The following is a 21,533-nucleotide window of genomic DNA, read 5'->3' as shown; positions in this document are numbered from 1 at the left end:
CTCGATTTTGGCGACCTCAGTACCCACTGAGAATATTCACAATCACCCCGCTGGCGATGGCCACCAGCACGTAATCGCCGTTCACGGACAACCAGCGGTGGTCACGCGGCGGTGCATAGAGGTGACGTGCGCGCCAGTCAGTCACCCAATAGCGGTCGCCGCGGTAACGGGGGTCAACGGCATGACCGCGTTGCCATTGCTGATGCGGTACCGGCATCCCCGCTTGAGGGCGGTAGTTTGGATTTTTGTAGGCCGGCGCGTGGCCGTTTCCCGGGCGCCCTTGTTGTGGCTGCTTTCCATGTTGGGGGCCGCCATGCTGAGGGTTGCCCTGATGGGAGGGACCGTTGTCATGCCCCTGGGGCGGGCCAGGTTGAGCGAAGCTGGCCAGCGGTACGCTGAACATCAGCGCGGCGCAAAGCACGGTCAGGGTTTTCTTCATGTGATGCTGATCCTCTGCATGTTAAGGCCCGGCGCAACTCACTGAGCGCCTGGTGCGGTTAACTGTTCAGACAGCGGTTCTGCCAGCCTACTCCCTGGCCAGAGGTAAAGGTCGGGTAAAGGTGAACCAGGCGATCACATCGTGCCCAGGCCCAGCGCCTTCAACCGCCGATAGAGCGTGCGCTCGCTCATGCCAAGATGCCGAGCCAGTTCACTGCGTGGCCCCTGAAACTGATCCAGCGCCTGCGCCAGCTCACTCAAGTCGCCATGCCCCCTGCCCTTGGTGAAACCTGGCGCGCTCTGCGGGCCGATATCTTCGGGTAGATGCTCGGGGCGGATCAGCCCGTCATCGGCAAACAGCCGTGCCCTTTCCAGGATGTTACGCAGCTCGCGGATGTTGCCCGGGAATGGATGCAGGCCTAGCTGTTTCAGCGCGCCATCGGTCAGGCTCGGCGTCGGCTTGCCAGCCATGCGCTGAAGGAGGCTCTCGGCAAGTAATGGCAGGTCTTCCACACGTTCACGCAGTGCGGGCAGCCGGATCGGAAAGCCACTGATGCGGTAATACAGGTCCTCACGGAAAGTACCCTCAGCGACCATCTTCTTGAGCGGTTTGTGTGTTGCCGACACCAGGCGGAAATCCGCGTGCACGGTCCGCAGGCTGCCCACCGGGCGGAAGCTGCCGGACTCGATCAGGCGCAGCAACTTCACCTGCATCGCCATCGGCACCTCGCCAATTTCATCGAGGAACAACGTGCCGCCATGGGCCGCTTCGGCCAGGCCGATCTTGCGCTGGTTGGCGCCGGTGAACGCGCCCTTCTCGTAGCCGAACAATTCGCTCTCGAACAGCGACTCGGTCAAACCGGTGCAGTCGACCACCACCAACGGCCCACTGGCGCGCGGGCTGCCCATGTGGATGGCGCGGGCGAACAGCTCTTTACCGGTACCCGATTCACCCTGCAGCAACACCGGAATTTGCGCGGGGGCGGCGCGCTGCAGGCTGGCCAGTGCCGCCTTGAACGCTGGCGCCCGCCCGACCAGGCCCTGTTGCTGAGGCTGCGCCGAGGCTAGGGTGATAGTGGTGAGCCGCTCGACAAAGGCGACCACCCTGCCCTGCTCGTCCAGGATCGGCCGCAGTTCGACATCCACATGCTCAGGGCCTCGCGGGGTGTGATGAATGTGCAGCACGCGCTCCGGCACTTTGCTGTGCCACGCCTTGCGCATCGGGCAATGTTCACCTGCCTGGTCGCAAGGTACCGCGTAGTGGTGCGAGACCTTGTGGCACTTTTCACCCAACGGCGCCTGCTCGTCTCGGCCGAACTGGCGGCGATAGGCGGCGTTGGCGGCGAGGATGTTGTAGTCGGTATCCAGCACGATGGTGGGCAGCGCATCGTGTTCGAGGTAGGAAACCAGCGCTAGGATGATGTGATGGGCTTCAGGCATGGGGGCACCGATGTGATAACCCGGCGGAGGGTAGCAAGGACTGCCAAACACTGCCATTGGCTGACAGTCGACTGCCAATGTGGCTGCCATGTTGCCTGGCGCGTGCCAGGCAGGGCCGCATTCATTGGCCCATGCCCATGAAAAACCCTGGCATGCATCTTGATAAACCTCCGGTCACTGCCTACGCCTCTACAAAGGGTGCAGGAAACTTTGGAGAACGTGATGATCATCGGTAACAACCTTCACGTGGAAGCCTTCTTCGACGAGGCGACCTCGACCATCAGCTACCTGCTCATGGACAGCGAGACGCGCAAGTGCGCGTTGATCGACAGTGTGCTGGACTACGACCCCAAGTCCGGGCGTACCTGCACCGCTTCGGCAGACCGGTTGATCGCCCAAGTTGGGGCGCTGAGTGGCCAGGTGCAGTGGATTCTGGAAACCCATGTTCACGCCGATCACCTTTCGGCAGCCGCCTACCTGAAGGAAAAACTTGGCGGCCACACCGCCATCGGTGCGCACATCACCCAGGTGCAAAAAGTCTTCGGCGCGCTGTTCAATGCCGAGCCGGGTTTTGCCCGGGACGGCAGCCAGTTCGATGTACTGCTTGAGGACGAGGAAGGTTTTCGCATCGGCAACCTGCACGCCCGTGCCTTGCACACCCCGGGGCACACACCGGCATGCATGAGTTATGTGGTGGTGGATGGTGGTGAAACGGCGGTGTTCGTCGGCGACACGCTGTTCATGCCCGACTACGGTACGGCGCGCTGCGACTTCCCCGGCGCCGACGCCCGCACTCTGTACCGCTCGATCCGCCGCCTGCTGGCCTTCCCCGACCAGACCCGGTTGTTCCTGTGCCACGACTACCTGCCTGGCGGGCGCGCGATGCAGTACGTCACGACCGTGGCCGAGCAGCGCGGCAGCAATATCCACATCCATCACGGCGTTGATGAAGACAGCTTCGTGGCCATGCGCGAGGCCCGTGACAAGACCCTCGACATGCCCGTGCTGATCCTGCCATCGGTGCAGGTGAACATGCGCAGCGGCCATTTTCCCGAGCCCGAGGCCAATGGCGTGAGCTACCTGAAGATTCCACTGAACACGCTTTGATCGCTTTTACCCATAACGAGATTTCCAGGAACTACCGCCATGCCTGCCTTGCTGTCCCCTGCCAATGCTTCCACTACCGACCACCACAAAGTGCTCATCGTCGGTGCCGGTGCTGCCGGTATCGCCACGGCGTCCAGCCTGATCAGCCGTGATCCGTCATTGGACATCGCACTGATCGACCCCGCCGACTTGCACTACTACCAGCCGGGCTGGACGATGGTCGGCGCCGGTGTGTTCAAGGCGCCGAGCACGGCGCGCACCATGGCCTCGACCATTCCCCGGGGTGTGCAATGGATCAAGGCGCGGGTGCAGGGCTTCGATCCCTTGGGCCAACTTGTCGTGCTTGAGGATGGCCGCGCCATCAGCTACGAGCAGTTGGTAGTTTGCCCTGGCCTGAAACTCGACTGGCAGGCCATCGACGGGCTGAGCGAGACCCTTGGCCGCAACGGCGTGACCTCGAACTACCGCTATGACCTGGCGCCTTACACCTGGCAGCTGGTGCAAAACCTCAGGCAAGGCCGTGCCCTGTTCACCCAGCCGCCAATGCCGATCAAGTGCGCCGGCGCGCCGCAGAAGGCGCTGTATTTGTCTTGCGATCATTGGCTGCGTCAGGGCCATTTGGGCGATGTAAAAGCCAGTTTCTTCAACGCCGGTGCCGTGCTGTTTGGCGTTGCCGACTATGTCCCTGCATTGATGGCCTATATCGACAAGTACGCCGTGGACCTCAATTACGCCCACCGGCTGGTGGCAGTGGATGGCCCCGGCAAGCGCGCGACGTTCGTGCGTACGTTGCCTGACGGTAGCCATGAAACCCGCATCGAGCCCTTCGATATGTTGCACGTGGTACCGCCGCAAGTGGCGCCCGAGTTCATTCGCGAAAGCCCGCTGGCCGATAGTGCAGGCTGGGTCGATGTCGACCCGCAGACCTTGCGCCACCGAAAATTCATCAACATCCATGCCTTGGGCGACGTGGCCAGCACCAGCAATGCCAAGACTGCCGCAGCAGCGCGCAAGCAGGCGCCGGTAGTGGCCAACAATGTGCTGGTGGCGCTGGGCAGGCTGCCTACCCTCGCCCAGTACGACGGCTATGGCTCGTGCCCATTGACCGTCGAGCGCGGCAAGATCGTGCTGGCCGAGTTCACCTATGGCGGCAAGGTGGCGCCGAGCTTCCCGCGCTGGTTGCTCGATGGCCGCCAGCCGACGCGCCTGGCCTGGTTGCTGAAGGCACGGGTACTGCCACCCTTGTACTGGAAAGGCATGCTCAAAGGGCGTGAATGGCTGGCGCGCCCGCAGCCACTGGTAGCCGAGGCCGGCAAGTGATCGAACATCAACTGTTGGGCGCGGGCCTGGGCGCGATCATTGGTGCGGTGTTGGCATTGACCGGCGCCGGGGGCGGTATTTTGGCGGTGCCACTGCTGGTGTTTGGCCTGGGCCTGTCGATGGTCGAGGCGGCGCCCGTCGGCCTGCTGGCTGTGGGCCTGGCTGCCGCCGTGGGCGCCGTGCTGGGTTTGCGCCAAGGGTTGGTGCGCTACCGGGCGGCTTTGTTCATTGCCCTGATCGGCATCGCGGTCGCCCCCTTTGGCTTGATGCTGGCGCACCGCGTGCCCAATACACCGCTGGTGCTGATATTCGCCTGCGTGCTGGTCTACGCCTGCCTGCGCATCTGGCGCAAGGCCGCCAGGGAGCTGCGCGGCGAAGCTAACGATGCGCACCGCTACATCGAGCCTTGCGTGCTCAACCCATTGCAGGGGCGTTTGCGTTGGACGCTCCCCTGCGCACGGGCCCTGGCATTGACTGGTGCGCTGTCGGGGTTGTTGTCCGGCCTGCTGGGGGTGGGCGGTGGCTTCGTGATTATTCCGGCCTTGAACCGCTACACCAACCTGCGCATGGCCAGCATCGTCTCTACCTCGCTGGCGGTGATTGCGCTGGTGTCCACCGGTAGCGTGGTCAGCGCCAGCCTGGCGGGGGTAATGCACTGGCAGGTTGGTGCCCCCTTTGCGCTCGGCGCGGTGACCGGCTTGCTGTTGGCGCGGCCGCTGGCGGCCAGGCTGGCTGGGCCACGGTTGCAACAGATGTTTGCCGTGGCCGGTTGGTTGGCCGCCCTGCTGCTGGCTGGCAAGGTTCTATTGAGCTAACAGCTCGCCTTGTTCGGCGGCGCACAGCGCCAGCAGGTAGTCCCACACGACCCGCAGGCGCACTGACTTGTGCAGCTCACGCCGCGTGCAGATCCAGTAACTGCGCTGGATGGTTTCGCTGGGCAGCACACGGACCAGCGTCGGGTCGTGGCGCGCCATGAAGTTGGGCAACACGGCAATGCCAAGGCCTGCGCGTGCGGCTTGTTGCTGGGCGATCACGCTGGTGCTGCGAAATGCCACGCTGGGCGACCGGCAGAAGCTGTTGAGAAACAGCAGCTCCTGGCTGAACAGCAGGTCATCGACGTAGCCGATCCAACTGTGCCGGGCCAGGTCTTCGCGGGTGCGCAGCGGCGGCGCGCGGTCGAGGTAGGCCTGGCTCGCATACAAGGCCAGTCGATAGTCGGTGAGCTTGCGGGTGATCAGCAGGTCGGCATTGGGCCGCTCCAGGTGGATGCTGATTTCCGCCTCGCGGTTGAGGATGCTGACGAAGCGCGGTACGGCCACCAGCTCCACCTCAAGGCCTGGGTAGCGCTCGAACAGCGCGTTCATGCGCGGGGTGAAGAACATGATGCCGATGCCTTCGGTCACCCCCAGGCGGATCTTGCCCAGCGGGGTGATGGCCTGGGTGATTTCTTCCTGCGCCAGCAAAGCCACGTTTTCCATGGCTTCGGCGTGCTTGAGCAGGGCCTGGCCGGAGGGAGTCAGGTCGTAGCCCTGGGCGTGCTGCACGAACAGGGGCGTGCCCAGGCTTTTCTCGATGCTCTCGATATGCCGGGCTACTGTGCTGTGGGTGGTGTTGAGGCGTTTGGCAGCGGTGAGCAGCCGGCCGCTGCGCTGCAACTCGAGGAAAAACCGCAAATCGTTCCAGTCGAACATGCTGATCCCTGCATCCCGATTACGCGGTCGTTCCCACAATGACCGTGTGCGTCCAATGGTTGCCGCTGTGCTAAAACGCACAGCGGCTGCGCGAAATCTCGTGTTTCCACAGCGAAATTAATCAATAAGATGGTTCGGGACAAGAACAATAATCAGGCGCGAGGTTGCACATGCCATCAGCCGATTCTGTCTTCGACTACGTGGTCGTGGGCGCCGGTCCTGCCGGGTGCCTGCTGGCCAATCGCTTGTCCGCCGACCCTTCCTGCCGCGTGCTGCTGCTTGAAGCGGGTGGCCGTGACAACTATCCCTGGATCCACATCCCCGTCGGCTACCTCTACTGCATCGGTAACCCCCGCACCGACTGGTGCTTCAAGACCGAGGCGCAGAACGGCCTGGGCGGCCGCAGCCTGGGTTACCCACGGGGCAAGGTGCTTGGCGGTTGTTCCTCGATCAACGGCATGATCTACATGCGCGGCCAGGCGGCCGACTATGACCGCTGGGCCGAGCAAGGCAACTCAGGCTGGGCCTGGCAGGACGTACTGCCCCTGTTCAAGGCCAGCGAAAACCACTTTGCCGGTGACAGCGAGCACCATGGCGCTGCCGGTGAATGGCGGGTCGAGCGCCAGCGCTACAGCTGGCCGATCCTCGACGCCTTCCGCGATGCGGCCGAGCAAAGCGGCATCGCCAACGTCGACGACTTCAACACGGGTGATAACCAGGGCTGTGGATACTTTCAGGTCAACCAGCGCAGCGGTGTGCGCTGGAATGCATCCAAGGCGTTTCTGCGGCCAGTGATGAGCCGGCCGAACCTGACGGTGCTGACCGGCGTGGAAGTCGACCAGGTGCTGCTCAACAACACCCGTGCGCGTGCGGTAAAAGCCCGCTGGCAGAATGCCTGGCACGAATTCGCTGCGCGGCGCGAGATCATTCTGTGCGCCGGGGCCGTGGGCTCGCCGGGCATCCTCCAGCGCTCCGGCATCGGCCCGCGCAAATTGCTGGAAGACTTGGGGATCGGCGTGCGCCATGACATGCCCGGTGTCGGTGGCAACCTGCAGGACCACCTGCAATTGCGCCTGATCTACCAAGTCCGCAACACCCGTACCCTCAACCAGATGGCCAACAGCCTGTGGGGCAAGATGGGCATGGGCCTGCGTTACCTGTACGACCGCAGCGGCCCATTGGCCATGGCCCCCAGCCAGTTGGGCGCGTTCGTGCGTTCCAGCCCCGAGCACGCCACCGCCAACTTGCAGTACCACGTGCAGCCCTTGTCGCTGGAGCGCTTCGGCGAGCCGTTGCACCGCTTCCCGGCATTCACCGCCTCGGTGTGCAACCTGCGGCCGCTCAGCCGCGGGCGCATCGACATCGGTGCTGCAGATATGCACAGCGCGCCATTGATCGACCCCAACTACCTCAGTGACCCTGAAGATTTGCGGGTTGCCGCCGACGCCATCCGGATCACCCGGCGCATAGTCCAGGCCCCTGCCCTCGCCGCGTTCGCGCCACAGGAATACCTGCCGGGCTCAGCCCTGCAAAGTGAAGAAGACCTGTTCGAGGCTGCCGGCAAGATCGGTACCACCATCTTCCACCCTGTGGGCACCTGCCGCATGGGCAGCGGCCCACTGGATGTTGTGGATAACCAGTTGCGGGTACACGGCATACCCGGCCTGCGCGTGGCGGATGCCTCGATCATGCCGCAGATCACCTCCGGCAATACCTGTTCACCCACGCTGATGATCGCCGAGAAGGCGGCGCAACTTATCCTCAAAGGAGCCGCAACCCAGACCTACCTAAACGAAGACGCAATACCGACGCCCTGACCCGGGTGCGTGCAACACCGGCAGCTTGCGGTCGGAAGCTGCCGACAGTGGAACAAAAAGAATAATCACTGTGGCCTGTGGGCCGAGGACAGCAACGATGTCGGATTACATCCAAGAGCAGGGTGCGACGGCCAGCGGCACCAGCCGTCGCGAAGAACGAAAGATCATTTTCGCGTCATCCCTCGGGACAGTTTTCGAGTGGTATGACTTTTTTCTCTATGGCGCGCTGGCAGCGGTCATCAGCAAGCAGTTCTTTGCTGGGGTCAACGACACCACGGCCTTCATCTTTGCCCTCATGGCCTTCGCCGCCGGCTTCCTGGTTCGCCCCTTCGGTGCGCTGGTGTTCGGCCGGCTGGGCGACATGATCGGGCGCAAGTACACCTTCCTGGTGACCATCGTGCTGATGGGCCTGTCGACCTTTGCCGTCGGCCTGCTGCCAACCTATGCCAGCATCGGCATCGCGGCACCGATCATCCTGGTGATCCTGCGCATGCTGCAGGGGCTGGCGCTGGGCGGTGAGTACGGTGGTGCGGCAACCTACGTGGCCGAGCATGCGCCGCAAGGCAAGCGCGGCTTCCATACCGGTTTCATCCAGTCCACCGCCACCCTTGGCTTGCTGCTGTCGCTGCTGGTGGTTTTGGGCAGCCGCTACATCAGCGGCGACCAGTTCGAAACCTGGGGCTGGCGCCTGCCGTTCCTGCTGTCGATCTTCCTGCTGGCGATCTCCACCTGGATCCGCATGAGCATGCACGAGTCGCCGGCCTTCGTGAAAATGAAGGCCCAGGGCAAGATCAGCAAGTCGCCCATCCGTGAATCGTTCACCTCCTGGCCGAACCTCAAGGTGGTACTCACTGCCCTGTTCAGCATCAACGCTGGCCAGGCGGTGACCTTCTACACGGCGCAATTCTACGTGCTGTTCTTCATGACCCAGATGCTCAAGATGGACCCCGCCCAGGCCAACACGCTGCTGATCATCAGTGTGGTGATCGGGGCGCCGTTCTTCGTGTTCTTCGGGTGGCTGTCGGACCGCATCGGGCGTAAGCCGATTCTGATGCTGGGTCTGTTGCTGGCGACCGTGCTGTACTTCCCCCTGTTCAAGGCGCTCAGCCATTACGCCAACCCACAGATCGACGCCGCCAGCCGTCAGGCGCCGATTGTGGTCACCGCCGACCCGCAGGGCTGCACCTTCCAGTTCGACCCGGTCGGCAAGGCGCGTTTCGACAGCCCGTGCGACAAGGTCAAGACGTTCCTGGTCAAGCAGGGGCTGCCGTACAGCTCGGTGAGCGTGGCCGGCAGCGAGGTGGTGGTCAACATTGGCGACAAGACCATCAACGGTTTCGACGAAACCGCCATGCGTTCGGCGATCGAGCAGGCGGGGTACCCGGCCAAGGCTGACCCAGGGCAAGTGAACCAGGTGATGGTGGTAGTACTGATCGTGGCGATGATCCTGATCGCGACCATGACCTACGGCCCACTGGCGGCGGTGATGGTCGAGCTGTTCCCGACCCGTATCCGTTATACCTCGATGTCCCTGCCCTATCACATCGGCAACGGCTGGTTCGGTGGCTTCCTGCCGACGGTGTCGTTCGCGCTGGTGGTGTATACCGGGGATATCTTCTACGGGCTGTGGTACCCGGTGCTGGTGACCGGCATCAGCCTGGTGGTAGGGATCTTCTGCCTGAAGGAAACCAAGGACGTGGATATCGACAAGGTCTGAGGGGGTAAAACGCCCATAAAAAAACCGGCTTAAGCGCCGGTTTTTTTATGCCTCCGAAAAACTTATGCACGTTTTTCGCAAATCTGTAACGTGAAGAAATAAACAGCTAATTCAATCACTTAACGCGTACTTGCAACCGCTCATTAAAAAACTGCTCACAAGTTATCCACAGAACGTCAGGCCATCTGCTCGTGCGGTTTTTCATCCACCGGTGGCAGCGAACCCAGGGCCCTTTGCGTGGCCTCGTTCCAGGCGGCGGCGCGGTCGTTGAGCTCGGCGATGGCACGCGGGCCGGTGCCGTTGGCATACATCGGCTCACCGATCACCACCTCGATGGTGCCCGCACGCTTGCCCCAGCCAGCCTTCGGCCAGAACTTGCCGGCGTTGTGCGCAATGGGCAGCACCGGCAGGCCAGCATTGACTGCCAGCGCGGTACCGCCGCGGGAGAACTTGCCGACGGTGCCGAACGGCACGCGAGTACCTTCCGGGAAAATCAGCACCCATACACCCTGCTTGAGCAGCTCGTCACCTTGGCTGGCGACCTGGCGCAGGGCTTCCTTGGGGTTGTCGCGGTTGATTGCGATCGGCCGCAGCATGGCCATGGCCCAGCCGAAGAACGGCACGTACAGCAGCTCGCGCTTGAGCACTTGGCTGAGGGGCGAGAAGTACTGGGAAAGGAAGAAGGTTTCCCAGGTGCTCTGATGGTTGGACAGGATCACACACGGCTCACTGGGCACGTTTTCGGCGCCGGTGATCTTGTAATCGATGCCAAGGATGGTGCGGCTCAGAAATAACGCGCAACGGCACCAGTACACGTTGATGAACTTGTAACGCCTGGGGAATGACAAGAATGGCGCGACAAAAAAGCTCAGGGTGCACCACAGCAACGAGCTGGTGCCCAGCAGCAGGTAAAAAAGAAAGATTCTGATCGCCTGCAGGATCGACATAGTGGCTTGTACCATTGCGGGCGTGCCCGCCTGAGAAAAATGCGCCCGAAGGCGCACTGTTTAAATTAGTTCTCTGGCGATAGCTGCCAGATCGTCGAAAATCAGTGTAGTTTCGGAGACGCCTTTTTCCAGGGTCCGCTCACCCTTGCCGGTTTTCACCAGCACAGGTTGTGCACCGACGGCCACGGCAGCCTGAAGGTCACCTTGGCTGTCGCCGACAAACCACACGCCGCCAAGGGCGGCCTGGTAATGCTCGGCAATTGCCAGCAGCATGCCCGGCTTGGGCTTGCGGCAAGCGCAGCCCTCGTCCGGCCCATGCGGGCAATACACGATATGGCCCACTTCACCGCCCTGCTCGGCCACCAACGCACGCAGGCGCGTGTGCATGGCCTCGAGGGTATCCAGCGAGTAGTAGCCACGGGCAATGCCGGACTGGTTGGTGGCCACGGCCACCGTCCAGCCCGCCTTGCTCAACTGCGCGATGGCCTCGACCGAGCCGGGGATGGGGACCCACTCTTCCAGCGACTTGATGTAGGCGTCGGAGTCGTAGTTGATCACCCCGTCACGATCGAGAATCAGCAGTTTCAAGGCTTACCCCAGCAGCGAGATGTCGGCTACACCCAGGAACAGACCGCGCAGGCGGCTGAGCAGGGCATAACGGTTGGCGCGGACCTTGGCGTCCTCGGCATTGACCATCACCGCCTCGAAGAAGGCGTCGACCGGGTCACGCAGGGCAGCCAGGCGGGCCAGCGACTCGCTGTACTGGCGTGCGGCAGCCATCGGTTGCACGGCCTGGTCGGCCTGCTGGATGGCCGAGTACAGGGAGAACTCGTTGGCGTTGTCGAAGTACTTCGGCTCGACCTGTTCGGCGATGGCGCCCTCGGCCTTGCTCAGCAGGTTCGATACGCGCTTGTTCACCGCCGCCAGGGCTTCGGCTTCCGGCAGTTTGCGGAAAGCCTGCACGGCCTGCACGCGCTGGTCGAAGTCCAGGGCAGAGCCCGGCTTCAGGGCACGTACCGACAGGTAGGTGGCAACGTCGATGCCTTCGTCTTCGTAGCGCGCACGCAGGCGGTCGAAGATGAACTCCAGCACTTGCTCGGCCAGGCCGGCGGCCTTGACCTTGGCGCCGAACTGCTTGACCGCGAATTCGGCGGCACCGGTCAGGTCCAGGTCCAGCTGCTTCTCGATCAGGATGCGCAGTACACCCAGTGCGGCGCGGCGCAGGGCGTAAGGGTCTTTGCTGCCGGTAGGCAGCATGCCGATGCCGAAGATGCCGACCAGGGTGTCGAGCTTGTCGGCGATGGCCACGGCAGCACCGGTCAGGGTCTGCGGCAGTTCAGCGCCAGCGCCACGCGGCATGTACTGCTCGTTCAGGGCCATGGCGACGTCTTGCGGCTCGCCATCGTTGAGCGCGTAGTAGTAACCGGCAACACCCTGCATTTCAGGGAATTCGCCGACCATCTCGGTGGCCAGGTCGCACTTGGACAGCAGGCCGGCGCGGCCGGCGCGCTGGGCATCGCCGCCAATCAGTGGTGCGATGAAGGCGGCCAGCTTGGAAACGCGTTCGGCCTTGTCGTAGACGGTGCCCAACTGAGCCTGGAACACCACGTTCTTGAGGCGCTCGTTGAAGGTTTCCAGCGGCTGCTTCTTGTCTTGCTTGAAGAAGAACTCGGCGTCGGTCAGGCGTGGGCGCACGACCTTCTCGTTGCCTTCGACGATCTGCTTCGGGTCGCGGCTTTCGACGTTGGCCACGGTAATGAAGCGCGGCAGCAGCTTGCCTTCGCTGTCCAGCAGGCAGAAGTACTTCTGGTTGTCCTGCATGGTGGTGATCAGGGCTTCTTGCGGCACGTCGAGGAAACGCTCCTCGAACGAGCACACCAGCGGCACTGGCCACTCGACCAGGGCGGTCACTTCGTCCAGCAGCGCGGGCGGCACGATGGCGCTGCCTTCCTGCTGCATGGCCAGTTCCGCAGTGCGTTTGGCGATCAGCTCGCGGCGCTCGGAGAAGTCGGCCAGCACGTAGGCTTTGCGCAGGTCTTCAACGTAGTTGGCCGGGGTGGTGATGACCACGTTTTCCGGGTGATGGAAACGGTGCCCGCGGGACTCACGGCCGGCTTGCTGGGCAAGGATGGTGCAGTCGACGACCTGGTCACCGAGCAGCATCACCAGCCACTGGGTCGGGCGCACGAACTCTTCGCGGCTGGCGCCCCAGCGCATGCGCTTGGGGATCGGCAGGTCGTTGAGCGAGTCTTCGACGATGGTCGGCAGCAGGCCGAGGGTGGCCTTGCCCGGGATGTGCTGGGAGAAGCGCAGCTTGGCGCCGCTCTGGTCGATCTCGGCCAGCTCGACGCCGCACTTCTTGGCGAAGCCCAGGGCTGCCTGAGTCGGGTTGCCTTCGGCGTCGAAGGCCGCCTGGCGGGGCGGGCCGTCGATATTGATGCTGCGGTCAGGCTGCTGCACGTCGAGCTGGCGGATCAGCACCGCCAGGCGGCGCGGCGCGGCGTATACCGACTTGGCGGCGTAGTTCAGGCCTGCGGCCTGCAGGCCTTTCTCGATACCGGCCAGGAAGGCGTCGCCGAGGGTGGCCAGGGCTTTGGGTGGCAGCTCTTCGGTGCCCAGTTCTACCAGGAAATCTTGAGCACTCATTGTGCAGCCTCCAGCTTAGCCAACACTTCGTCACGCAGTTCAGGGGTCGCCATCGGGAAGCCCATGCGTGCGCGGGCTTGCAAATAGCTTTGCGCCACGTCCCGGGCCAGGGTACGTACACGCAGGATGTAACGCTGGCGCTCGGTCACCGAGATGGCGCGGCGGGCGTCGAGCAGGTTGAAGGTGTGCGAGGCCTTCAGGACCATTTCGTAGGTCGGCAGCGGCAGCTCCAGCTTGATCAGGCGGTTGGCTTCGCTTTCGTAGAAGTCGAACAGCTCGAACAGCTTCTCGACGTTGGCGTGTTCGAAGTTGTAGGTCGACTGCTCCACTTCGTTCTGGTGGAACACGTCGCCGTAGGTGACCTTGCCGAACGGGCCATCGGCCCAGACCAGGTCGTAGACCGAGTCGACGCCCTGGATGTACATGGCCAGGCGTTCCAGGCCATAGGTGATTTCACCGGTGACCGGGTAGCACTCGATGCCGCCGACCTGCTGGAAGTAGGTGAACTGGGTCACCTCCATGCCGTTCAGCCAGATTTCCCAGCCCAGGCCCCAGGCGCCGAGGGTCGGCGATTCCCAGTTGTCTTCGACGAAACGGATGTCGTGGACCAGCGGATCCAGGCCGATGGCTTTCAGCGAGCCGAGGTACAGCTCCTGGAAGTTGGCCGGGTTCGGCTTGAGCACCACCTGAAACTGGTAGTAGTGCTGCAGGCGGTTTGGGTTTTCGCCATACCGCCCGTCGGCAGGGCGACGGCTAGGCTGCACGTAGGCGGCGTTCCAGGTCTCTGGGCCAACGGCGCGCAGGAACGTGGCGGTATGGAAAGTGCCGGCGCCTACTTCCATATCGTAGGGCTGAAGCACCACACAACCTTGAGCTGCCCAGTAGTTCTGCAGGGCGAGGATCAGGTCTTGGAAGGTACGCACGGCTGGCGTAGGCTGGCTCACGAAATTCACCTGTATCTGGGGATGCGGATGTAAAGAGCGGGAGTATAACCTGATTCGCCTCGCCCTCTACTCATTGGAGCCTTATGCCACGCTGCTTTTGGTGTACCGACGATCCGTTGTACCAGGCCTACCACGACCAGGAATGGGGAACACCGCAGCGTGATCCGGCGTTGCTGTTCGAGATGCTTTTGCTCGAAGGGTTCCAGGCTGGGCTGTCATGGATCACGGTTTTGCGTAAACGCGAGCGCTATCGCGAGGTGCTGCACGGCTTCGACCCGTTGAAGTTGTCGCAGATGAGCGATGAACGCATCGAAGCGCTGATGCTCGACGCCGGCATCATCCGCAACCGCCTCAAGCTCAAGGCCGCCCGGCGCAACGCCCAGGCCTGGCTGGCTGTGGATAACCCCGCCGAGTGGCTCTGGTCATTTGTCGGCGGCAAGCCCAAGGTCAATCATTTCGTGGGCCGCAGCGACGTGCCGGCAGTCACCGACGAAGCCAAGGCGATGAGCAAGGCCTTGCAAAAAGCTGGCTTCACTTTTGTTGGCCCGACCATCTGCTACGCCTTCATGCAGGCCACCGGCATGGTCATGGACCACACCACCGATTGTGATCGCTACGCCGCCTTGGCGCGCTGAAGGGGTACAATGCGCGCCTTGCTGAAATAAGGAATTCGCCTGTGGAAAAGTTCAAGGGCGCCCTGATGGTCGGGGTGCTTCGACTGTTCGCCAAGTTGCCCTGGGGCGCGGTACAGCGCGTCGGCGCCGGTATCGGCTGGCTGATGTGGAAGGTCCCGAACGGGTCGCGCAACGTGGTGCGTATCAACCTGGCCAAGTGTTTCCCCGAGATGGACCCGGTCGCGCGTGAGCAGCTGGTTGGCCATGCGCTCAGAGACATCGGCAAGTCCTTCGTCGAGAGCGCATGCGCCTGGATCTGGCCACCGCAGCGTTCGCTGGAGCTGGTCAAGGAAGTGCAAGGCCTGGAAGTGCTTGAGCAGGCCCTGGCCTCGGGCAAGGGCGTGGTCGGCATCACCAGCCACCTGGGTAACTGGGAAGTGTTGAACCACTTCTACTGCAACCAGTGCAAACCGATCATCTTCTACCGCCCGCCGAAACTGAAGGCCGTGGATGACCTGCTGCGCGAACAGCGGGTGCAGATGGGTAACCGCGTCGCGCCTTCGACCAAGGAAGGCATCCTCAGTGTGATCAAGGAAGTGCGCCGCGGTGGGCAGGTGGGGATCCCAGCCGACCCGGAGCCGGCGGAATCGGCCGGGGTGTTCGTGCCGTTTCTCGGTACCCAGGCGCTGACCAGCAAGTTCGTGCCGAACATGCTGGCCGGTGGCAAGGCGGTAGGGGTGTTCCTGCATGCACTGCGGCTGCCGGATGGCTCTGGGTTCCGGGTGATTCTGGAAGCGGCGCCTGAAGCGATGTACAGCACGGATGTGACCGAGTCGGCGGCGGCCATGAGCAAGGTGGTCGAGCGGTATGTGCGCGAGTACCCGAGCCAGTACATGTGGAGCATGAAGCGCTTCAAGAAGCGCCCGGCCGGTGAGCCGCGCTGGTATTGAGATTTTTTGGGGGCGCTTTGCGCCCCGGCAATTTCAGACTTTATTCAGCTTCTTGAGGAACACCGCCATCTCTTTCTCGGCCTGCTTATCCCCATGGGCCTGCGCCGCCACGATCCCGTCCTCCCAGGCCTTGCGCGCCGCCGCCAAATCACCCTGCAACTGATACGCCTTGCCCAGCAGCTTCCACGCCGCCGAATACTTAGGGTCCTGCTCGACGCAGCGTGCCAGGTGCACCGCCGCCTCAGCCCCGTTGCCCTCATCCAGCCAGGCTTTGCCCAGGCCAAACCTCAGCAGTGGGTTATCCACACCCTTGGCCAGCATTTTCTCCAGCGACTCGCGCATGCCCACTTCTCCTAGAAGAAACTCAAGCCGACGTGGAACAGCTTCTCCACATCCCGAATGTGTTTTTTATCCACAACGAACAAAATCACGTGGTCACCCGATGCGATCATCGTGTCGTCGTGGGCAATCATCACCTCTTCGTCGCGGATGATCGCGCCGATCGTGGTACCCGGTGGCAGGGCGATGTCTTCAATGGCCTTGCCCACCACCTTGCTCGATTTCGAATCGCCGTGTGCCACGGCCTCGATGGCCTCGGCTGCGCCGCGGCGCAGGGAGTGCACGCTGACGATGTCGCCACGCCGCACGTGCGCCAGCAAGGTGCCGATGGTGGCCAACTGCGGGCTGATGGCGATATCGATTTCACCGCCCTGCACCAAGTCCACGTAGGCCGGGTTGTTGATGATGGTCATCACCTTGCGCGCACCCAGGCGCTTGGCCAGCAGCGACGACATGATGTTGGCCTCGTCGTCGTTGGTCAGGGCCAGGAAGATGTCGGCGTCGGCGATGTTCTCTTCGAGCATCAGGTCTTTGTCTGACGCACTGCCCTGCAGCACCACGGTGCTTTCCAGGGTGTCGGAGAGGTGGCGGCAGCGGGCCGGGTTCATCTCGATGATTTTCACCTGGTAGCGGCTTTCGATGGCCTCGGCCAGGCGCTCGCCGATCTGCCCGCCACCGGCGATGACCACACGCTTGTTGGTCTCGTCGATGCGCCGCAGCTCGCCCATCACCGCGCGAATGTCTTTTTTCGCGGCGATGAAGAACACTTCGTCATCGGCCTCTATCACGGTGTCACCGCGTGGGGTGATCGGCCGGTCACGGCGGAAGATTGCCGCCACGCGGGTGTCTACATTGGGCATGTGCGCGCGGATCTGGCGCAGCTGCTGGCCCACCAGTGGGCCGCCGTAGTACGCCTTGACCGCCACCAGTTGCGCCTTGCCTTCGGCGAAGTCGATCACCTGCAAGGAGCCCGGGTGCTCGATCAGGCGCTTGATGTAGTTGGTCACCACCTGCTCGGGGCTGATCAGCACGTCCACCGGGATGTGGTCGTTGTGGAACAGCTCTTCGCGGGTGAGGTAGGCCGATTCGCGTACCCGGGCGATCTTGGTCGGGGTATGGAACAGCGAATAGGCGACCTGGCAGGCCACCATGTTGGTCTCGTCGCTGTTGGTCACCGCCACCAGCATGTCGGCGTCGTCGGCGCCGGCCTGGCGCAGCACCGTCGGCAGCGAGCCGCGGCCCTGCACCGTGCGGATGTCCAGGCGGTCGCCGAGGTCGCGCAGGCGCTCGCCGTCGGTGTCGACCACGGTGATGTCGTTGGCCTCGCTGGCCAGGTGCTCTGCCAGCGTACCGCCCACCTGCCCTGCGCCGAGGATGATGATCTTCATCCGCTACTCCCTGAACCGTTGTGCTTATCCGCGAGAAGCGGCGATCTTGATCAGCTTGGCATAATAAAAACCGTCGTGGCCGCCTTCCTGGGCCAGCAACTGGCGGCCGTGGGGCTGGCGCAGGCCGGCCTCGGTGGCCAGGTCCAGCTCACGGGCGCCTGGGGTGCGGGCGAGGAACGCCTCGATCACCTCGGTGTTTTCGGTCGGCAGGCTCGAGCAGGTGGCGTAGAGCAGCATGCCGCCCACTTCCAGGGTTGGCCACAGGGCATCGAGCAGCTCGCCTTGCAGCGTGGCCAGGGCCGGAATGTCATCGGCCTGACGGGTCAGCTTGATGTCCGGGTGGCGGCGGATCACGCCGGTGGCCGAGCACGGGGCGTCGAGCAGGATGCGCTGGAAGGGTTTGCCGTCCCACCAGCTGGCGGTGTCGCGGGCATCACAGGCGATCAGTTCGGCGTCCAGTTGCAGGCGCTCGAGGTTCTCGCGCACGCGGGTCAGGCGCTTGGCCTCCAGGTCGATGGCCACCAGGTGTGCAAGGCCGGCCTCGGCTTCGAGCAAGTGGCAGGTCTTGCCGCCCGGGGCGCAGCAGGCGTCGAGCACGCGTTGGCCGGGGGCCAGTTCGAGCAGGTCGGCAGACAATTGCGCGGCCTCGTCCTGCACGCTCACCCAGCCTTCGGCGAAGCCCGGCAGGCTGCGCACATCACAGGGCTCATTCAGCACGATACCGTCGCGGCTGAACTGGCAGGCGCTGGCGCCGACGCCGGCCTCTGCCAGCAGGGCCAGGTAGGCATCGCGGCTGTGGTGGCGGCGGTTGACCCGCAGGATCATCGGCGGGTGGGCGTTGTTGGCGGCGCAGATGGCTTCCCATTGCTCTGGCCAGAAGGCCTTCAGCGCTTTCTGCAGCCACCGAGGGTGTGCAGTGCGTACCACCGGGTCGCGCTCCATACCGGCGAGCAGCGCTTCGCCTTCACGCTGGGCGCGGCGCAGCACTGCATTGAGCAGGGCCTTGGCCCACGGTTTTTTCAGCTTGTCGGCGCAGCCAACGGTCTCGCCGATGGCGGCGTGTGCCGGAATGCGCGTGTAGAACAGCTGGTACAAGCCGACCAGCAGCAGTGCCTGCACATCGGCATCGGCAGCCTTGAACGGCTTTTGCAGCAACTGCGCGGCCAACAGGTCGAGGCGCGGCTGCCAGCGGGCGGTGCCGAACGCCAGGTCCTGGGTCAGGCCACGGTCGCGTTCATCGACCTTGTCCAGTTGCGCCGGCAACGAACTGTTCAGCGAGGCCTTGCCGCTGAGCACAGCGGCAAGGGCACGGGCAGCAGCCAGGCGTGGGTTCATTGGCCGAGCACCTTGCCGTTGGCGAACTTCTCGCGGCGGCTGTTGAACAGGTCGCTGAAGTTCAGCGCCTTGCCGCCGGGCAGTTGCAGGCGGGTCAGGCTCAAGGCTTGATCACCACAAGCGACCTCCAGGCCATCCTTGCTGGCAGACAGGATCTCACCGGGGGCGCCCTTGCCTGTGGACAACCTGGCCGCCAGCACCTTCACGCTTTCGCCGTCCAGGGTGCTATGGCACACCGGCCACGGGTTGAAGGCACGGATCAGGCGCTCCAGCTCCACGGCCGGGCGGCTCCAGTCGATGCGCGCTTCGTCTTTGTTCAGCTTGTGTGCGTAGGTGGCCAGGGTGTCGTCCTGGGCTTCGCCTTGCAGCGTGCCGTCGGCGAGGCCAGCGATGGCCTGTAGGACGGCCGGTGGGCCCATTTCGGCGAGGCGATCATGCAGGGTACCGCCGGTGTCTTCGGCGCTGATCGGGGTGACCACCTTGAGCAGCATCGGCCCGGTGTCCAGGCCGGCTTCCATGCGCATCACGGTTACGCCGCTCTCGGCGTCACCGGCTTGCACGGCGCGCTGGATCGGCGCTGCACCGCGCCAACGTGGCAGCAGCGAGGCGTGGCTGTTGATGCAGCCCAGGCGGGGAATATCCAGCACGGCCTGGGGCAGGATCAGGCCGTAGGCGACCACCACCATCAGGTCGGGCTTGAGCGCGGCGAGTTCTGCCTGGGCATCGGCATTGCGCAGGGTCGGCGGTTGCAGCACCGGGATGTCGTGGGCCACGGCCAGGGCCTTGACCGCGCTCGGCATGAGCTTCTGGCCACGGCCGGCGGGGCGGTCTGGCTGGGTGTAGACGGCCACGATCTCATAGGGGCTGTCGAGCAGTGCCTTGAGGTGTTCGGCGGCAAACTCTGGAGTGCCTGCGAAGACGATGCGCATGGAGTTCTCGCTGCAAAAAAGAAGAAGGCTTGCCGGAGCAAGCCTTCTGGAAGGTGGGGATCAGGCGTTCTGGCGGTGCTGCTTTTCCAGCTTCTTCTTGATTCGGTCGCGTTTGAGCGTGGACAGGTAGTCGACGAACAGCTTGCCGTTGAGGTGATCGAACTCGTGCTGCACGCACACGGCCAGCAGGCCTTCGGCTTCGAGCTCAAAGGGCTTGCCATCGCGGTCCAGGGCTTTGACGCGCACCCGCAGAGGGCGGTCGACGTTCTCGTAGAAGCCAGGCACCGACAGGCAGCCTTCCTGGTATTGGCCCATGTCGTGGGTCAGCTCTTCGACCACCGGGTTGATGAAAACCCGTGGCTCGCTGCGGTCTTCGCTCAGGTCCATCACCACAAGCTGTTTGTGGACGTTGACCTGGGTCGCCGCCAGGCCGATGCCAGGCGCCTCGTACATGGTTTCAAACATGTCGTCGATCAGCTGGCTCAGGGCGTCGTCGAACACCGTCACCGGTTTGGCGATGGTGCGCAGGCGCGGGTCCGGGAATTCGAGAATGTTCAAGATGGCCATAAGGTCGGGCAGTCACTGTGCGTTCGGTTGAAAACTGAACACACATAATAAAGGTAATCGGCGATTTCGGCACCTGGCAAGCTCGTCTAGGGTGTCTATGGGCTTGATAGCCTCCGATTAATGGACAGCTTTTCAAAGTGTTACCCACAAACTTATCCACAGGTTGTGCCACGTAAATGGCCCTGTTTCGATCAAGGATGATCCCGATGCCGACCCCCCACTCGTCGCCTTGCCCGCCTGCCGAACTGGAAGCGCGATTGCGCCTGCACCGCCTTCCCGAGACAGGGCTGCGTCGTTTTAACACCTTGCTGCAAGCCTTTGGCAGCGCCTCTTCAGCGCTGAGTGCGCCGGCCGGCGCCTGGCGAGCGCTGGGCATGGCGCAGGCCACCATCGATGCGCGGCGCAGCGCCGAAGTACGCGACGGCGCACTGGCTGCGATGGCCTGGCTAGAGCATCCCGGCCAGCATTTGCTGATGTGGGACAGCCCTGGCTACCCTGCGTTGCTGGGTGAAATCGATGATCCACCGCCGCTGCTTTTCGTCGCCGGTGACCCTGCTTTGCTTGACCGGCCACAGTTGGCAATTGTGGGCAGCAGGCGTGCTTCACCCCCCGCGCTCGACACTGCCAGGGCGTTTTCCCGTTACCTGTCGCAGGCCGGTTTCACTATTACCAGTGGGCTGGCGTTGGGCATCGACGGTTCCGCTCATCGGGCTGCGCTGCAGGCTGGCGGGGGGACAATCGGTGTGCTCGGCACGGGCTTGCAAAAACTTTATCCACAGCGCCATCGCGAGCTTGCCCAGGCGATCATCGACAGCGGTAGCGCACTGGTTTCCGAGTACCCGCTGGATGCTGGGCCGCTGCCGGGGAATTTTCCACGGCGCAATCGCATCATCAGCGGTTTGTCGCTGGGCGTGCTGGTGGTGGAGGCGAGCCTGGCCAGTGGTTCGTTGATAACCGCGCGGCTGGCGGCCGAGCAGGGCCGTGAGGTTTACGCCATCCCCGGCTCGATCCACCACCCCGGGGCCAAAGGCTGCCACCAGTTGATCCGTGACGGCGCGCTCTTGGTGGAGAGCGTGGAACAGATTCTGGAAAGCCTGCGAGGCTGGCAGAACCTGCCCCCTGCGATAGTGGACGAATACGACCACCCCCTGCTTGCTCTGCTGCATGCTGCGCCACAGACTACCGAAAGCCTGGCCCGGTGCAGCGAGCAGCCGCTGGCCGACGTGCTGGCGCAACTGACCGAACTGGAGCTGCAAGGGCAGGTCAGCAATGAAGCCGGGCGTTGGTTTGCCCGTGCGGGCTAAGTACACTGCGCGCAAGCAAGGTTCATAGGCGGAGAGAGAG

At 63.4% G+C, this 21,533-nt stretch carries 20 protein-coding genes; 8 read left to right on the top strand and 12 right to left on the bottom strand.

Features of this window, described 5'->3' with window-relative positions:
- Positions 1 to 16 precede the first annotated feature (16 nt).
- On the bottom strand, positions 17 to 439 hold the full coding sequence (locus DJ563_RS20965; RefSeq protein ID WP_274099402.1) for an RcnB family protein: 423 nt from the start codon (positions 437 to 439) through the stop codon (positions 17 to 19).
- Between the two features lie 134 nt (positions 440 to 573).
- Entirely contained in the window at positions 574 to 1,878 is a 1,305-nt protein-coding gene (locus DJ563_RS20960) for a sigma-54 interaction domain-containing protein (RefSeq protein ID WP_186663693.1), read from the bottom strand.
- 222 nt (positions 1,879 to 2,100) lie between these two features.
- On the opposite strand from DJ563_RS20960, the gene DJ563_RS20955 reads away from it, so the two are divergent.
- Genes DJ563_RS20955 through DJ563_RS20945 form a run of 3 tightly spaced genes read left to right on the top strand, consistent with a single transcriptional unit; the run spans position 2,101 to position 5,120 of the window.
- A complete protein-coding gene (locus DJ563_RS20955) occupies positions 2,101 to 2,985 on the top strand; it encodes an MBL fold metallo-hydrolase (protein WP_434518275.1) in 885 nt (294 codons plus the stop codon).
- A 39-nt stretch (positions 2,986 to 3,024) separates the two neighbouring features.
- The gene (locus tag DJ563_RS20950; RefSeq protein WP_434518274.1) at positions 3,025 to 4,305 is read left to right on the top strand and encodes an NAD(P)/FAD-dependent oxidoreductase; all 1,281 of its coding nucleotides are present in this window, start codon (positions 3,025 to 3,027) and stop codon (positions 4,303 to 4,305) included.
- A complete protein-coding gene (locus DJ563_RS20945; RefSeq protein WP_434518273.1) occupies positions 4,302 to 5,120 on the top strand; it encodes a sulfite exporter TauE/SafE family protein in 819 nt (272 codons plus the stop codon). The genes DJ563_RS20950 and DJ563_RS20945 overlap by 4 nt, the downstream gene beginning before the upstream one ends.
- Here DJ563_RS20945 and DJ563_RS20940 read toward each other — a convergent pair.
- The gene (locus tag DJ563_RS20940; RefSeq protein WP_186655441.1) at positions 5,109 to 5,996 is read right to left on the bottom strand and encodes a LysR family transcriptional regulator; all 888 of its coding nucleotides are present in this window, start codon (positions 5,994 to 5,996) and stop codon (positions 5,109 to 5,111) included. The genes DJ563_RS20945 and DJ563_RS20940 overlap by 12 nt on opposite strands.
- A gap of 170 nt (positions 5,997 to 6,166) precedes the next feature.
- On the opposite strand from DJ563_RS20940, the gene DJ563_RS20935 reads away from it, so the two are divergent.
- Both DJ563_RS20935 and DJ563_RS20930 read left to right on the top strand, forming a co-directional pair.
- On the top strand, positions 6,167 to 7,813 hold the full coding sequence (locus DJ563_RS20935; RefSeq protein WP_434518272.1) for a GMC family oxidoreductase: 1,647 nt from the start codon (positions 6,167 to 6,169) through the stop codon (positions 7,811 to 7,813).
- 97 nt (positions 7,814 to 7,910) lie between these two features.
- Positions 7,911 to 9,530, top strand: a complete 1,620-nt coding sequence (locus tag DJ563_RS20930; RefSeq protein ID WP_033702451.1) for an MFS transporter — start codon at positions 7,911 to 7,913, stop codon at positions 9,528 to 9,530.
- A 176-nt stretch (positions 9,531 to 9,706) separates the two neighbouring features.
- On the opposite strand, the gene DJ563_RS20925 is transcribed toward DJ563_RS20930, so the two are convergent.
- From DJ563_RS20925 to glyQ, 4 genes are read right to left on the bottom strand one after another with little or no spacing between them, the layout of a single operon-like run.
- Positions 9,707 to 10,492: a lysophospholipid acyltransferase family protein gene (locus DJ563_RS20925; protein ID WP_274099397.1), complete on the bottom strand. Its 786-nt coding sequence runs from the start codon at positions 10,490 to 10,492 to the stop codon at positions 9,707 to 9,709.
- Positions 10,493 to 10,537: 45 nt separating this feature from the next.
- Positions 10,538 to 11,065 (bottom strand): D-glycero-beta-D-manno-heptose 1,7-bisphosphate 7-phosphatase, encoded by a 528-nt coding sequence (gene gmhB / locus DJ563_RS20920; RefSeq protein WP_274099396.1) that lies wholly within the window; start codon positions 11,063 to 11,065, stop codon positions 10,538 to 10,540.
- A gap of 3 nt (positions 11,066 to 11,068) precedes the next feature.
- Positions 11,069 to 13,123 carry a glycine--tRNA ligase subunit beta gene (gene glyS, locus DJ563_RS20915; RefSeq protein WP_095063962.1) on the bottom strand — a complete coding sequence of 685 codons (2,055 nt, stop codon included), beginning with the start codon at positions 13,121 to 13,123 and terminating at the stop codon, positions 11,069 to 11,071.
- On the bottom strand, positions 13,120 to 14,067 hold the full coding sequence (gene glyQ / locus DJ563_RS20910; protein ID WP_033702456.1) for a glycine--tRNA ligase subunit alpha: 948 nt from the start codon (positions 14,065 to 14,067) through the stop codon (positions 13,120 to 13,122). The genes glyS and glyQ overlap by 4 nt, the downstream gene beginning before the upstream one ends.
- Before the next feature lie 83 nt (positions 14,068 to 14,150).
- Here glyQ and DJ563_RS20905 point away from each other — a divergent pair, with 83 nt between their 5' ends.
- Entirely contained in the window at positions 14,151 to 14,702 is a 552-nt protein-coding gene (locus DJ563_RS20905; RefSeq protein ID WP_033702457.1) for a DNA-3-methyladenine glycosylase I, read from the top strand.
- Between the two features lie 41 nt (positions 14,703 to 14,743).
- On the top strand, positions 14,744 to 15,631 hold the full coding sequence (locus tag DJ563_RS20900) for a lysophospholipid acyltransferase (RefSeq protein ID WP_033702458.1): 888 nt from the start codon (positions 14,744 to 14,746) through the stop codon (positions 15,629 to 15,631).
- A 33-nt stretch (positions 15,632 to 15,664) separates the two neighbouring features.
- Here DJ563_RS20900 and DJ563_RS20895 read toward each other — a convergent pair whose 3' ends face one another.
- From DJ563_RS20895 to def, 5 genes are read right to left on the bottom strand one after another with little or no spacing between them, the layout of a single operon-like run.
- Entirely contained in the window at positions 15,665 to 15,973 is a 309-nt protein-coding gene (locus DJ563_RS20895) for a tetratricopeptide repeat protein (protein ID WP_008096550.1), read from the bottom strand.
- Positions 15,974 to 15,984: 11 nt separating this feature from the next.
- A complete protein-coding gene (gene trkA / locus DJ563_RS20890) occupies positions 15,985 to 17,358 on the bottom strand; it encodes a Trk system potassium transporter TrkA (RefSeq protein ID WP_033702460.1) in 1,374 nt (457 codons plus the stop codon).
- A gap of 24 nt (positions 17,359 to 17,382) precedes the next feature.
- Entirely contained in the window at positions 17,383 to 18,693 is a 1,311-nt protein-coding gene (gene rsmB / locus DJ563_RS20885; protein ID WP_186655426.1) for a 16S rRNA (cytosine(967)-C(5))-methyltransferase RsmB, read from the bottom strand.
- Positions 18,690 to 19,622 carry a methionyl-tRNA formyltransferase gene (fmt, locus tag DJ563_RS20880; protein ID WP_434518271.1) on the bottom strand — a complete coding sequence of 311 codons (933 nt, stop codon included), beginning with the start codon at positions 19,620 to 19,622 and terminating at the stop codon, positions 18,690 to 18,692. Before fmt ends, rsmB begins: the two co-directional genes overlap by 4 nt.
- Positions 19,623 to 19,682: 60 nt before the next feature.
- Positions 19,683 to 20,189 (bottom strand): peptide deformylase, encoded by a 507-nt coding sequence (gene def / locus DJ563_RS20875; RefSeq protein WP_033702463.1) that lies wholly within the window; start codon positions 20,187 to 20,189, stop codon positions 19,683 to 19,685.
- Between the two features lie 206 nt (positions 20,190 to 20,395).
- Here def and dprA point away from each other — a divergent pair, with 206 nt between their 5' ends.
- A complete protein-coding gene (dprA, locus tag DJ563_RS20870) occupies positions 20,396 to 21,493 on the top strand; it encodes a DNA-processing protein DprA (RefSeq protein ID WP_434518270.1) in 1,098 nt (365 codons plus the stop codon).
- The last annotated feature ends 40 nt before the right edge of the window (positions 21,494 to 21,533 follow it).

It is taken from the genome of Pseudomonas sp. NFX1, assembly GCF_051123555.1.
Taxonomy (GTDB): domain Bacteria; phylum Pseudomonadota; class Gammaproteobacteria; order Pseudomonadales; family Pseudomonadaceae; genus Aquipseudomonas; species Aquipseudomonas capeferrum.
Note: the sequence above shows the minus strand (reverse complement) of the source record. Positions and strands in the feature narration are given on the sequence as shown.